At 75.7% G+C, this 11948-nt stretch carries 12 protein-coding genes and 2 rRNA genes; 11 read left to right on the forward strand and 3 right to left on the reverse strand.

The window, feature by feature from the left end:
* The 4 genes from ACIQBJ_RS04770 to ACIQBJ_RS04785 form a co-directional block, all read left to right on the forward strand.
* A 23S ribosomal RNA gene (locus ACIQBJ_RS04770) occupies positions 1–93 on the forward strand; the annotation flags it as partial.
* Positions 94–230: 137 nt separating this feature from the next.
* A 5S ribosomal RNA gene (gene rrf, locus ACIQBJ_RS04775) occupies positions 231–347 on the forward strand.
* A gap of 356 nt (positions 348–703) precedes the next feature.
* Positions 704–2020, forward strand: a complete 1317-nt coding sequence (locus ACIQBJ_RS04780; RefSeq protein ID WP_400703572.1) for a hypothetical protein — start codon at positions 704–706, stop codon at positions 2018–2020.
* Positions 2017–2904: a tetratricopeptide repeat protein gene (locus tag ACIQBJ_RS04785; RefSeq protein ID WP_400703575.1), complete on the forward strand. Its 888-nt coding sequence runs from the start codon at positions 2017–2019 to the stop codon at positions 2902–2904. Before ACIQBJ_RS04780 ends, ACIQBJ_RS04785 begins: the two co-directional genes overlap by 4 nt.
* 66 nt (positions 2905–2970) lie before the next feature.
* Here the strand turns inward: ACIQBJ_RS04785 and ACIQBJ_RS04790 are convergent, their stop codons facing one another.
* Positions 2971–4326 (reverse strand): DUF1015 family protein, encoded by a 1356-nt coding sequence (locus tag ACIQBJ_RS04790; RefSeq protein ID WP_400703578.1) that lies wholly within the window; start codon positions 4324–4326, stop codon positions 2971–2973.
* Between the two features lie 108 nt (positions 4327–4434).
* Between ACIQBJ_RS04790 and ACIQBJ_RS04795 the strand changes: the two genes are divergently transcribed.
* Both ACIQBJ_RS04795 and ACIQBJ_RS04800 read left to right on the forward strand, forming a co-directional pair.
* Positions 4435–4953, forward strand: a complete 519-nt coding sequence (locus ACIQBJ_RS04795) for a tetratricopeptide repeat protein (protein WP_400703581.1) — start codon at positions 4435–4437, stop codon at positions 4951–4953.
* A 71-nt stretch (positions 4954–5024) separates the two neighbouring features.
* Positions 5025–6074 (forward strand): HAD-IIA family hydrolase, encoded by a 1050-nt coding sequence (locus tag ACIQBJ_RS04800; RefSeq protein WP_400703584.1) that lies wholly within the window; start codon positions 5025–5027, stop codon positions 6072–6074.
* 71 nt (positions 6075–6145) lie between these two features.
* Here the strand turns inward: ACIQBJ_RS04800 and ACIQBJ_RS04805 are convergent, their stop codons facing one another.
* A complete protein-coding gene (locus tag ACIQBJ_RS04805) occupies positions 6146–6493 on the reverse strand; it encodes an SCP2 sterol-binding domain-containing protein (protein ID WP_400703587.1) in 348 nt (115 codons plus the stop codon).
* A gap of 121 nt (positions 6494–6614) precedes the next feature.
* Between ACIQBJ_RS04805 and ACIQBJ_RS04810 the strand changes: the two genes are divergently transcribed.
* The 4 genes from ACIQBJ_RS04810 (at position 6615) to ACIQBJ_RS04825 (ending at position 9628) form a co-directional block, all read left to right on the forward strand.
* Entirely contained in the window at positions 6615–7643 is a 1029-nt protein-coding gene (locus ACIQBJ_RS04810; protein ID WP_400703590.1) for a hypothetical protein, read from the forward strand.
* On the forward strand, positions 7636–7791 hold the full coding sequence (locus ACIQBJ_RS04815; RefSeq protein WP_400703593.1) for a hypothetical protein: 156 nt from the start codon (positions 7636–7638) through the stop codon (positions 7789–7791). The genes ACIQBJ_RS04810 and ACIQBJ_RS04815 overlap by 8 nt, the downstream gene beginning before the upstream one ends.
* A 9-nt stretch (positions 7792–7800) precedes the next feature.
* Positions 7801–8634: a TlyA family RNA methyltransferase gene (locus tag ACIQBJ_RS04820; RefSeq protein WP_400703596.1), complete on the forward strand. Its 834-nt coding sequence runs from the start codon at positions 7801–7803 to the stop codon at positions 8632–8634.
* Positions 8635–8725: 91 nt separating this feature from the next.
* The gene (locus ACIQBJ_RS04825) at positions 8726–9628 is read left to right on the forward strand and encodes an NAD kinase (protein WP_400703599.1); all 903 of its coding nucleotides are present in this window, start codon (positions 8726–8728) and stop codon (positions 9626–9628) included.
* 25 nt (positions 9629–9653) lie between these two features.
* Here ACIQBJ_RS04825 and ACIQBJ_RS04830 read toward each other — a convergent pair whose 3' ends face one another.
* The gene (locus ACIQBJ_RS04830) at positions 9654–11135 is read right to left on the reverse strand and encodes a PLP-dependent aminotransferase family protein (RefSeq protein ID WP_400703602.1); all 1482 of its coding nucleotides are present in this window, start codon (positions 11133–11135) and stop codon (positions 9654–9656) included.
* A gap of 112 nt (positions 11136–11247) precedes the next feature.
* On the opposite strand from ACIQBJ_RS04830, the gene ACIQBJ_RS04835 reads away from it, so the two are divergent.
* Positions 11248–11886 carry a YitT family protein gene (locus tag ACIQBJ_RS04835; RefSeq protein ID WP_400703605.1) on the forward strand — a complete coding sequence of 213 codons (639 nt, stop codon included), beginning with the start codon at positions 11248–11250 and terminating at the stop codon, positions 11884–11886.
* Positions 11887–11948 lie beyond the last annotated feature (62 nt).

Below are 11948 nucleotides of genomic sequence, written 5' to 3' on the forward strand. Positions count from 1 at the left end.
GGCTCCCAGTAGACGACTGGGTTGATAGGCCGGATATGGAAGCCTCGTGAGGGGTGGAGTTGACCGGTACTAATAGGCCGAGGGCTTGTCCTCAGACGCTCGCGTTCACTGTGTGGTTCCCGGGTAGCGAACAGCTATCGCCGGTACGGAATCGATTTATCGATTTCGACAGGTAAGTAGGTAACACAAATTTCAACTGAAAAGTGTGTTCGCTGAATACCCGATAGGGTTTCGGTGGTCATAGCATGAGGGAAACGCCCGGTTACATTCCGAACCCGGAAGCTAAGCCTCATAGCGCCGATGGTACTGCAGGGGGGACCCTGTGGGAGAGTAGGACGCCGCCGAACAATTCTTCAATAGGCCGAGGCCCCAGCGATGAGCTGGGGCCTCGGCCTTTTTTTGTTGGGCTTTCAGCCGAACAGACGGCCGGCGGACGGCGGTCGGGCACCCGGACGCGGTGTCCGCCCGTGTGCCGGACAATGGACAAGACGGACGTTCCGGGCCCGGGTGAGGCCGGCGGCGTCCGGGATCGCGCGCTGGTGTCGATGGATCGGCAGTGGCGCCTCTAATGCTCGCAGTGTGCAGACAGGAGTCACCAGCATGTCGAACCCGCCCCAGGACCGGCCCGAGCGCCGAAACGACGGCGGCCGGGGGTACGAGCCCAGGTCGCGTGGAGGCTGGTCCAACGACCGTGGCCCGCGCCGTGACGATCGTGGCGAGGGTGGTGGCGGCGGCTACCGCGGCCGCGACGACCGCCCGCAAGGCGGCGGTGGTTACCGCGGCCGTGACGACCGTCCTTCGTACGGCGGCGGTGGCGACCGTCCGCAGGGTGGCGGCGGCTACCGCGGCCGCGATGACCGTCCCCAGGGCGGCGGCGGTTTCCGTGGCCGTGATGACCGTCCGCAGGGTGGCGACCGTGGTGGTTTCCGTGGCCGGGATGACCGTCCGCAGAGCGGCGGCGGCTACCGTCCGCGTGAGGACCGGCCGTCGTACGGTGACCGTCCCCAGGGCGGGTTCCGTCCGCGTGAGGACCGTCCGTCGTACGGGCGTGACCGCGACGACCGTCCCCAGGGCGGCGACCGTGGCGGGTTCCGTGGTCGGGACGACCGTCCCCAGGGCGGCGGGTTCCGTGGCCGCGACGACCGCCCGCAGGGTGGCTACCGCGGGCGCGACGACCGTCCGCAGAGTGGTGGCGGGTTCCGTCCGCGTGAGGACCGTCCGTCGTACGGTGACCGTGACCGTGGTGGGTTCGAGCGTCGGGACGACCGTCCCCAGGGCGGGTTCCGCAGCCGCGACGACCGCCCGCAGGGCGGCGGTGGCTACCGTGGCCGCGACGAGCGTCCGCAGGGTGGCGACCGTGGTGGTTTCCGTGGCCGGGATGACCGTCCGCAGAGCGGCGGCGGCTACCGTCCGCGTGAGGACCGGCCGTCGTACGGTGACCGTCCCCAGGGCGGGTTCCGTCCGCGTGAGGACCGTCCGTCGTACGGGCGTGACCGCGACGACCGTCCCCAGGGCGGCGACCGTGGCGGGTTCCGTCCGCGTGAGGACCGTCCGTCGTACGGTGACCGTGACCGTGGTGGGTTCGAGCGTCGGGACGACCGCCCCCAGGGTGGTTTCCGCAGCCGCGACGACCGCCCCCAGGGCGGCGGTGGCTTCCGCGGCCGCGACGAGCGTCCGTCGTACGGGCGTGACCGGGACGACCGTCCGCAGGGTGGCGGCTACCGGGGTCGGGACGACCGTCCCCAGGGTGGTTTCCGCGGGCGCGACGACCGGCCGCAGGGCGGTGGCGGGTTCCGTCCGCGTGAGGACCGTCCGTCGTACGGGCGTGACCGCGACGACCGTCCCCAGGGCGGCGGCGGTTACCGTGGCCGCGACGACCGTCCCCAGGGTGGCGGTGGCTACCGTGGCCGGGACGACCGTCCGCAGCGTGGCGGGTTCGAGCGTCGGGACGACCGGGGCGGGTACCGCGGGGGCCGGGACGACCGGGGCGGGTACGAGGAGCGGCGTCAGGAGCCGGTGAAGCGGCTGCCGATCCCGGACGACGTGACCGGGTTCGAGATCGACGCGGACGTGAAGCAGGACCTGAAGAGCCTGCCGAAGACGCTCGCGGACGACGTGGCGCGCAACCTGGTGATGGTGGCGCGGCTGCTCGACAGCGAGCCGGAGGAGGCCTACAACTACTCGCGGGTCGCGCTGCGGCTGGCGTCGCGGGTGGCGAGCGTCCGGGAGGCGGCCGGGTTCGCGTCGTACATGACGCAGCGGTACGCGGAGGCGCTGACCGAGTTCCGGGCCGCGAAGCGGATGACCGGGCGGGCCGACCTGTGGCCGGTGATGGCGGACTGCGAGCGCGGTCTGGGCCGTCCGGAGCGGGCGCTGGCGATGGCCGGTGAGCCCGAGGTGAAGCAGCTGGACAAGGCCGGCCAGGTCGAGATGCGGCTGGTCGCGGCCGGTGCGCGGGCCGACCTGGAGCAGTTCGACGCCGCCGTGGTGACGCTGCAGAGCCCGGAGCTGGCGTCCTCGGCGATCCACCCGTGGACGGCGCGGCTGCGCTACGCGTACGCCGACGCGCTGATCGCGGCGGGTCGGGCGGACGAGGCGCGCGAGTGGTTCGTGAAGGCCGTGGAGGCGGACACGGACGGTTCGACCAACGCCTCGGAGCGGCTGGCCGAGATCGACGGCATCGAGTTCACCGACGCGCTGGACGAGGACGCGGAGGACGCCGGGTCCGAGGGTGCCGAGGCGGTCGAGCCGGCCCGTCGGCAGATCGACAAGGACGACGTCGGCGACGGTCGGATGATCTTCGAGGACGAAGAGGACGTCGAGGAGTTCTACGACGAGGACGACGTCGAGGTCGACGAGGACTACGACGAGGACGAGCACAAGGAGCAGCCGAAGAAGGGCTGACCCGACGGGAAGGGCCCCGCTCCGGACGGAGCGGGGCCCTTTCGCGTTCCCGGGGCGTCTCGCGGGTCAGCCGAGTTCGAGGGAGCGCAGGACGAGTCCGGTGGCCGGTTTGGGTCCGAAGGAGGTCGACTTGCGGGGCATGGTGACGCCCTGTTCGGCGAGGCGGCGGACGACGCGTTCCTCGACGGGGTGGAGCAGGACGGCGGTGCCGCCGGTGCGGGTGGCCTCGCGGACGGCGGCCTCGGCGGAGTGCAGGTAGCCGATGTGCTCGGGGCTGTCGGGGACGTGCCAGGTGCGGTCGAGCAGGACGGCGTGCAGGACGGTGGCGTCGAGGCGGCGCCACTCCTCGGGGCGGTCGGCGCGGACGGTGGCGGCGAGGGTGCGCTCGTCGGGGCCGGTGAGGAGCAGGAAGCGGCCGTCGCCGGGGGTGAGGACGAAGGCGTTGCGCGGGCCGGTGCGGGCCTCGGCGAGGGCCTTGAGGGCGTCGGGGAGGCTGCCGGGGAGTTCGGTGACCCGCCAGACGTCGGGGTCGAGGGCGGCGAGCGCGGCGGGCAGCGGGAGGCGGTGCAGGACCCGGTGGATGGCGCGGACCCGCAGGGGGTAGCGGTCGGTGTCGACGAGCAGGACCAGGCCGCGGTCCCAGGGGCTGCGCGGGAGGTGGCGGTGCTCGCGCTGCAGGCGCAGGTACATCTCCCAGCGGTGGTGGCCGTCGGCGATCAGGGCGCGGCAGGTGGCGAGGTCGCGGGTGACGTCGGCGAGGTCGGCGGGGTCGGTGACGGCCCACAGGCGGTGGTCGGTGCCGTCGCTGGTGGTGGTGGCGAGCAGGGGCTCGCCGGCGGCGGTGCGTTCGACGACGTCGGCGGCGCGGCCCTTGCCGCGGTAGGTGAGCAGCAGCGGTTCGAGGTTGGCCCGGGTGGTGCGCATCAGGCCGACCCGGTCGGCGACGGGCTTGGGCATGACGTCCTCGTGCGGGAGGACGACGCCGGCCTCGGGGCCGCTGACGGCGAGGGCGCCGATCAGGCCGCGCTGGAGGGAGCCGGACGGGGTGCGCTGCTCGTAGACGTAGAGCGCGGGGCGCGGGTCGGCGGTGAGGACGCCCTGGCGCTGCCAGTCGCGGAGCAGGCGGGCGGCGTGCCGGTAGCGGGTGTCGCGGTCGGGGCGGTCGCCGGCGTCCTCGGGTTCGGGGCGGGGGAGGATCAGGCGGACGATGTTGTGCGGGTCGGCGGTCTCCAGGTCGAGGCGCCGTCCTGGGTCGACCACGTCGTAGGGCGGGGAGGTGACGGCGGCCAGGTCGCCGACCCGGCGCGGGTCGTAGCGCAGGCCGCGGAACGGTGAGAGGGACAGCCCTGCGGTGGCGACGTGCCCGGGGTCTCCGGGGCCGCCCGAGGGCTCGATGCCGCTTTCGGCACGAGGGGCGCTCATTCTGGGCATGTTAGTCGGGTAGTCCTTGTGGGGAGATCGGGTCGGGCTGGTCCGTCCGGATCACGGGTGGGCGGGTGAGCTGGGCGGACGGGAAGGCGGTGGGTGCGGATGGGTCGCGGGGAGCACGGGGGCGACAGCGCGGACGGGGCGGCGGCTGTTCCCGGGGACGGGGCGGACGGGGCGCCGGGCGGCGGGGTGTACGACTGGTTCCGGCGCGGGGTGCGGCTGCTGGAGGAGCGGCATCCGGCGGCGGCGGTGCAGTTGCTGGCGCGGGCGGCGGAGGCGGAGCCGGAGTCGGGGTCGATCCGGGAGGCGTTGGCGCGGGCGCAGTTCGACGCGGGGCAGTACCGGGCGGCGTTGGAGAGTTTCCGGGTGGTGGCGGTGGCCGATCCGTCGGACGACTACGCGCAGTTCGGGTGGGGGATGTCGGCGGCCCGGCTGGGGGACTTCGAGGTGTCGGCGGAGCACCTGGCGCTGGCGGTGGCGATGAGTCCGGGCAACGCGCACTACCGGGCGGCGCTGCGGCAGACCCGGGCGACGCTGGCGGCCCGGGCGGGCGCGTACGGGCCGCTGCTGCCGGGCGCGCCGGGCTACGTGGCGCCGCCGGACGGGCCGGAGGCGGCCTGAGGCCCCGTCCCGTCGGGGGCTCTAGGGTGGCGGGTGTTCGTTCGGTTCGAGGTGGCGAGGGTGGAGCAGCGATGACGGAGAGTGCCGCGGTGGTGCGGAGCGTGCCGGGGGCCTGTGCGGTGGCGCTGACGGAGGCGTACGACACGGCGCTGCTCGACCTGGACGGGGTGGTGTACGCGGGGCCGCACGCGATCGGGCACGCGGTGGAGTCGTTGGAGCGGGCCCGGGCGGCGGGGATGCGGTTGGCGTACGTCACGAACAACGCGTCGCGGCCGCCGCGGGTGGTGGCGGAGCACCTGACGGAGCTGGGGGTGCCGGCCGAGCCCGGGGACGTGATCAATTCGGCGCAGGCCGCGGCGCGGCTGGTGGCGGAGAAGGTTCCGGCGGGGTCGCGGGTGCTGGTGGTCGGCGGGGCGGGGCTGGTGGAGGCGCTGGAGGAGCGCGGGCTGGTGCCGGTGCGGTCGCTGGACGAGGACCCGGCGGCGGTGGTGCAGGGCTACGACCCGTCGGTGGGGTGGAAGGACCTGGCGGAGGCGTCGTACGCGGTGGGCCGGGGGCTGCCGTGGGTGGCGTCGAACACGGACCTGTCGATCCCGACGGCGCGGGGCATCGCGCCGGGCAACGGGACGCTGGTGGCGGCGGTGCGGGCGGCGACCGGGGCGGTGCCGGAGGTGGCGGGGAAGCCGCTGCCGCCGATGCACCGGGAGACGGTGCTGCGGACGGGGGCGGAGCGTCCGCTGGTGGTGGGCGACCGGTTGGACACCGACATCGAGGGCGCGTTCAACGGCGGGGTGGACTCGCTGCTGGTGTTCACGGGCGTGGCGACGCCGGAGGAGGTGCTGGCGGCGCCGCTGCGGCACCGGCCGACGTACCTGGCGGAGGACCTGCGGGGCCTGCTGGAGCCGCAGCCGGAGGTGGCGGCGCTGGGCGGCGGCCGGTTCGGTTGCGGCGGCTGGGAGGCGGGTGTGGACGGCGGGGCGCTGACCCTGGCGGGCGGGGGCGCGCGGATCGACGCGCTGCGGGCGCTGTGCGCGGCGGCCTGGACGTGCGCGGACGCGGCGGCGGACGGTGCGGTGCCGGAGTCGGCGAAGGCGCTGGCGGGGCTGCCCGCGGCGGGCTGACGGCCCGTCGGGCGGCCGGTGGGCGGCGGCGGTCGAGTCGCTGCCCCGGGCCGGTCCTCCGGTCGGGGTGCTCAGAGCAGGGTGCGCAGGCGGAGCAGGTCGCGGAAGCCGGCGTCGAGCTTGAGGCGGCCGGTGGCCCAGGCGGTGGGGAAGGGGAGGCGGCCGTCGACCAGGGCGACCAGGTCGTCGCCGGTGGTGGTGAGGCGGATGTCGGCCTTGGCGGCGGGCGGGCCGGGGTGGTCGGCGATGTCGGCGAGCCGTCCGGCGGTGAGGCGGCCGGTGAAGGTCAGGTCGAGGTCGGTGAGGTGGCAGCTGAGCGACCGGTCGAGTTCGGCGGCCTTGCGGACGTCGCCGCCCGCGGTGGCGAGGTTGCGGCTGAGCTGCTCCAGTGCGCGGTGGCACTCCTCGATGCTGGCCATGGGTGCGGCGTGCTCCTGTCGGTGGTCGTTCGGCGTTCCACGCTAGCGCAGCGGCGGACGGCGCCGGTCGGGAGAGGGTAGCGTCGGACCGGCAGTCGGTGGCGGTCGAGGAGGCGGGCGGATGCTGCGGGACGCGGTGCAGGGTGTGCGGGGTGTGGTGGTGGTTGCGGCGCAGGTGGCCGAGGAGGCCGGGCGCCGGGTGCTGGACGCGGCCGAGGGGCTGCTCCAGCTCGGTGGCGAACTGCCGCCCGCTGTCGAGCAGTTGAGGACGCTCGCCGGGGAGGCCGTGACGGCCGGACGGGCCGGGGTGGATCTGGTCGCGGGTGTGGCCCGGGGCGAGGCGGAGCGGGTGTTCGAGAAGGTCGGCGACCAGGTGGTGAAGGTCGGCGTGGTGCTGAGCTTCCTGGAGTCGAGGCTCCGCGAGGTGGACGACCCGGCGGCCGGGCCCGCGGAGCCCGGGCGGTCCGAGCCGGTGGCGGAGGACGGGCCGGAGCGCGCGGAGCCGGTGGTCCGGCCGGCGGCCCGCGCGCAGGGCCTGTTCGACGCGGGCTGGGACGAGGAGCCGGTGGCGCCGCCGGTGCCCGCAGAGGCGCCGCCGGTGCGCGGCCCGCGGGCGACGGCGCGGAAGGCGGCGGCCCGCAAGCAGGCGGCGGGTTCGGCGTCCGGGGTGAAGAAGGCGGCGGCGCGCAGGGCCCCGGCGGAGGCCGCCCCGGCGGCCCCGGTCCGGAAGGCCGCGGTGCGCAAGGGCGCGGCGGCGAAGCAGACGGCCGCGCAGCGCTCGGTGCCGCGACGGGCCCCGGCGGGCGAGGAGCAGGCGGCGACGCCGCGGACGGTGGCGCGGAAGGCGCCCGTGCGGCGGCCCGCGGCCCCGGCCCCTTCGGTGGGGGCCGACGCCTCGCCGAGCGCGCCGCTGCCGGTGAAGAAGGCGTCGGCGCGGAAGGGGGCCCCGGTGGCGGGTGCCCCGTCCGAGGGGGCTGCCCCGGCGAAGCGGCCCGCGGCGAAGAAGGCCCCGGCGGCGTCCGGGCGGAGGGCCCCGGGGGAGGAGGTTCCCGCGAAGAAGGCCGCCGCGAAGAAGGCCGCCGCGCCGAAGCCCGCGAAGAAGGCCGCCGCGAAGAAGGCGGCCCCGGGGGCGGGCGGCGGCGGTGAGTGAGGTGCCCTGGACGGGGGAGGCCGCGGTGGACGAGGCGCTGGCCCGGCTGGGGGAGTCGGACGGGGTGGGGGCGGAGCAGTGGGCCGGGGTGTACGAAGATGTCCATGCGCGGCTCGCCGCGACCCTCGCGGATCTGGACCGCGAGTGACGACACGCGATGGTGGGAGCTGACGTAGCAGTGGCAGTGGCACGACGCCGTCTGGACGCGGAGCTGGTGCGCCGCAAGCTGGCCAGGTCGCGGGAGCACGCGAGCGAGTTGATCGCGGCGGGCCGGGTGACGGTGGGCGGGGCGGTCGCGACGAAGCCGGCGACGCAGGTGGAGACCGCGGCGGCGGTGGTGGTCGCGAAGGACGACGCGGACCCGGACTACGTGTCGCGCGGCGGGCACAAGCTGGCGGGCGCGTTCGCGGCGTTCGGGCCGCAGGGCCTGGTGGTGGAGGGCCGGCGGGCGCTGGACGCGGGCGCGTCGACGGGCGGGTTCACGGACGTGCTGCTGCGCGCGGGCGCGGCGCACGTGCTGGCGGTGGACGTCGGCTACGGGCAGCTGGCCTGGTCGTTGCAGAGCGACGCGCGGGTGACGGTGATGGACCGGACGAACGTGCGGGAGCTGACGCCGGAGCTGATCGGCGGGGAGCTCGTCGACCTGGTGGTGGGCGACCTGTCGTTCATCTCGCTGGGCCTGGTGCTGCCCGCGTTGACGGGCTGCGCGGCGCCGGACGCGGACCTCGTGCTGATGGTGAAGCCGCAGTTCGAGATCGGCAAGGAGCGGCTGGGGTCGGGCGGGGTGGTGCGCTCGCCGGAGCTGCGGGCGGAGACGATCCGTCAGGTGGCCGGGCAGGCCCGGCAGTCGGGCCTGGGGGTGCGGGCGGTGACGGCGTCGCCGCTGCCGGGGCCGTCGGGGAACGTGGAGTACTTCCTGTGGCTGCGCCGGGACGCGGACCCGCTGGACCCGGCCGCCGCGGACCGGGCCGTGGCGGAGGGCCCCCAGTAGGGTACTTGGCAGGCGTCCGGGGGTTGCGCACACTGGCAGGCCGCGGTCGGGCCAGGGTGGCCGGGCCGGCAGAGGGAGAGGGCAGCGGGCAATGAGCGATCGACGTACGGTCTTCCTGATCGCGCACACCGGCCGGGAGGCGGCGCTGCGCAGCGTCGAGGGGCTGGTCGACGGACTGCTGCGGGCGGGGATCCGGATCCGGCTGCTGGAGGCCGAGGCGGTGGGCCTGGACCTGCCGGAGGGCGTGGAGCTGGTGCCGGGCGGGCACGGGGCGGCGGACGGCTGCGAGTTGATCCTGGTCGCGGGCGGTGACGGCACGCTGCTGCGGGGCGCGGAACTGGCCCGGGAGTCGGGGCTGCCGATGCTGGGGATCAACCTGGGCCGGGTGGGCTTCCTCGCGGAGGCGGAGCGCGACGACCTGGCGACGGTGGTCGAGCGGGTGGTGGCGGCCGACTACGAGGTCGAGGAGCGGATGACCGTCGACGTGCTGGTGCGCGCCAACGGCGACGTGCTGCACGAGGACTGGGCGCTGAACGAGGCGTCGGTGGAGAAGGCGTCCCGGGACCGGATGCTGGAGGTGGTCACCGAGGTGGACGGCCGTCCGGTGTCGACGTTCGGCTGCGACGGGGTGGTGCTGTCCACGCCGACGGGGTCGACGGCGTACGCGTTCTCGGGCGGCGGGCCGGTGGTGTGGCCGGAGGTGGAGGCGCTGCTGATGGTGCCGATCAGCGCGCACGCGCTGTTCGCGCGGCCGCTGGTGACGTCGCCGGACTCGGTGCTGGCGGTGGAGGTGCTGCCGAAGACGCCGCACGGGGTGCTGTGGTGCGACGGGCGCCGGTCGGCGGAGCTGCCGGCGGGCGCGCGGGTGGAGGTGCGGCGCGGCAAGACGCCGGTGCGGCTGGCGCGGCTGCACCGGGCGCCGTTCACGGACCGGCTGGTGGCGAAGTTCGCGCTGCCGGTGGTGGGGTGGCGCGGGCGGTCGGACAACTGCTGACCGGCGGCGTCCGGTTGACGCCGGGTCAGAGGTCGGCGATGGCCGGGTCGGTGCGGGAGAACCGTTCGGCGCGGGCGAGTTCGGCGGCCTCGGCGACCCGGCGCAGGGCCTCCTCGACCCGGTCGGCGGGCAGGGTGAGCGGCAGCCGCAGGTACTCCTCGAAGGCGCCGTCGACGCCGAATCCGGCGCCGGCGGCGATCCGGACGCCGAGGCGTTCGCCGGCCCGGGCGAGTGCGCTGGCGGAGGTGCCGGGGGTGGCGACCCACAGGGCGAGGCCGCCGGGCGGCGCGGCGGCCCGCCAGGCGGGGAAGTGCGCGGGCAGCAGGCGGGTGAACGCCTCGGCGGTGGCGCGCAGTTGGGCGTGCCGGTCGGCGCGGACGGCGGCCAGGTGCTCGGTCAGCAGGCGGGCCGCGACCAGCTGGTCGAGGACGGCCGTGCCGAGGTCGTAGAGGGCCCGGTCGACGGCCAGCCGCCGGATCAGGGAGGGCTGGGCGCGCAGCCAGCCGATCCGCAGGCCGGGCCAGAGCAGTTTGCCGGCCGAGCCGACGGTGATCACCTGGGCGTCCCGGTCGAGGGCGGCGAGCGGGCGGGGCAGGTCGGCGTCGGCGACGTCCCAGCCGAGTTCGGCGCAGGTCTCGTCGGTGACGACGGCGGTGCCGGCGGCCCGGGCGTGCGCGAGCAGGGCGCGGCGCTGGTCCTCGTCGATCAGGGCGCCGGTGGGGTTCTGGAAGTCGGGGACGGTGGAGGCGAGTTTCGGGGCGGCGCCGCGCAGCACCCGCTGCCACTGGGGGAGGTCCCAGCCGGCGGTCCCGTCGGCGCCGTCGGGGCCGACGGCGAACGGGACGGGGACCAGGCGGGCGCCGGAGCGCTGCAGGGCGCGCAGCGTGTTGACGTAGCTGGGGGCCTCGACGGCGACCCGGTCGCCGCGGCCCAGCAGGGCCTGGTGGACCAGGTGCAGGGCGCTCATCGCCCCGGTGGTGATCATCACCTGGTCGGGGCCGGTGGGCAGGCCGCGTTCGGTGAGGCGGCGGGCGACGGCCTCGCGGAGCACCGGCAGGCCGGTCGGGTAGTTGCCGTGCCCGCCGGTGTAGGCGGGGAGCTGGGCGACGGCGTACGCGGCGGCCTCGGCGAGCTGCGGCGGGGCGGTGGGCGCGGCCAGGCCGAGGTCGAGGACGTCGCCCCGGTCGGGGGAGACGGGGTGCAGGCCGTCGGCGGGCGGGCGGGTGCCCGCGGGCAGGGCGGTCCAGGAGCCGGCGCCGCGCCGGGAGCGCAGGAAGCCGTCGGTGCGCAGCGCCTCGTAGGCGGCGGCGACGGTGGTGCGGGACAGCCGCAGTTCGGCGGCGAGTTCGCGTTCGGAGGGCAGCCGGGTGCCGACCGGGAGGCGGCCGTCGGCGACGAGTCGGGAGACCCGGTCGGCGAGGGAGCGGTAGGCGGGGCGGCGGCCGTCCGCCGGGGGGAGCCGGTCGGCCAGGGCGTGCGGGGTCAGGGTGCTGTGCCACTCGGCCATCGAAATCGGTCCACCTGGATCGGATTGGCCCTGTCGGGCCGCCTTTTGGACTGTCCATAGTGGCGTGCAGTGCCGAGAGACGGCAAGCACGGCCCGAGAAGAGGTCCACCCGATGGCGCTCTCCCTTTCCCTGTCCGCCCCCCGCACCGACCTGCCGCGCCGCCTGGCGCAGCTGGCGGCCGGGCTGGTCCTGTACGGCGTCTCGATGGGCCTGGTGCTGCGCTCCTCGCTCGGCGGCAACCCGTGGGACGTGCTGCACCAGGGCCTGGCCCGGCACGTGGGCGGCTCGGTCGGCACCTGGGTGACGGTGGTCGGCGCGCTGGTGCTGCTGCTGTGGGTCCCGCTGCGGCAGCGGCCCGGCGTCGGCACGGTCGGCAACGTGCTGGTGCTGGGCGCGGCGATGGACGCCACGCTGGCGCTGCTGCCGCCCCCGCACGCGCTCGCGGTGCGGCTGCCGCTGCTGGCGGCCGGGATCGTCCTGAACGGCCTCGCCACCGGCCTGTACATCGGCGCCCGGCTCGGCCCGGGCCCGCGCGACGGCCTGATGACCGGCCTGCACCGCCGCACCGGCCGCTCCGTCCGGCTGATCCGCACCGGCATCGAGTTGACCGTGCTGGCCGTCGGCATCGCCCTCGGCGGGACCTTCGGCGTCGGCACCCTCGCCTACGCGCTGGCCATCGGCCCGCTGGTGCAGCTGTTCCTGCCGCGCCTGACCGTGCCGGTGCCCGAGCCGGCCGCCACGAGGGCGTGAAACCGGGGGCGGTCGTCGCAAAGCGACGGTGGAACCTCGTAAGGTCGACCCCGTGCTGGACG

This window comes from Kitasatospora sp. NPDC088391, from assembly GCF_044753345.1.
Classification (GTDB): Bacteria; Actinomycetota; Actinomycetes; order Streptomycetales; family Streptomycetaceae; genus Kitasatospora.

Bases quoted from the DNA above. Each gene is read 5' to 3' on its own strand.
- ACIQBJ_RS04790 (WP_400703578.1), bottom strand. From the start codon at position 4,326: ATGAGCGCCCCTCGTGCCGAAAGCGGCATCGAGCCCTCGGGCGGCCCC.
- ACIQBJ_RS04795 (WP_400703581.1), top strand. From the start codon at position 4,435: ATGGGTCGCGGGGAGCACGGGGGCGACAGCGCGGACGGGGCGGCGGCT.
- ACIQBJ_RS04800 (WP_400703584.1), top strand. From the start codon at position 5,025: ATGACGGAGAGTGCCGCGGTGGTGCGGAGCGTGCCGGGGGCCTGTGCG.
- ACIQBJ_RS04805 (WP_400703587.1), bottom strand. From the start codon at position 6,493: ATGGCCAGCATCGAGGAGTGCCACCGCGCACTGGAGCAGCTCAGCCGC.
- ACIQBJ_RS04810 (WP_400703590.1), top strand. From the start codon at position 6,615: ATGCTGCGGGACGCGGTGCAGGGTGTGCGGGGTGTGGTGGTGGTTGCG.
- ACIQBJ_RS04820 (WP_400703596.1), top strand. From the start codon at position 7,801: ATGGTGGGAGCTGACGTAGCAGTGGCAGTGGCACGACGCCGTCTGGAC.
- ACIQBJ_RS04825 (WP_400703599.1), top strand. From the start codon at position 8,726: ATGAGCGATCGACGTACGGTCTTCCTGATCGCGCACACCGGCCGGGAG.
- ACIQBJ_RS04830 (WP_400703602.1), bottom strand. From the start codon at position 11,135: ATGGCCGAGTGGCACAGCACCCTGACCCCGCACGCCCTGGCCGACCGG.
- ACIQBJ_RS04835 (WP_400703605.1), top strand. From the start codon at position 11,248: ATGGCGCTCTCCCTTTCCCTGTCCGCCCCCCGCACCGACCTGCCGCGC.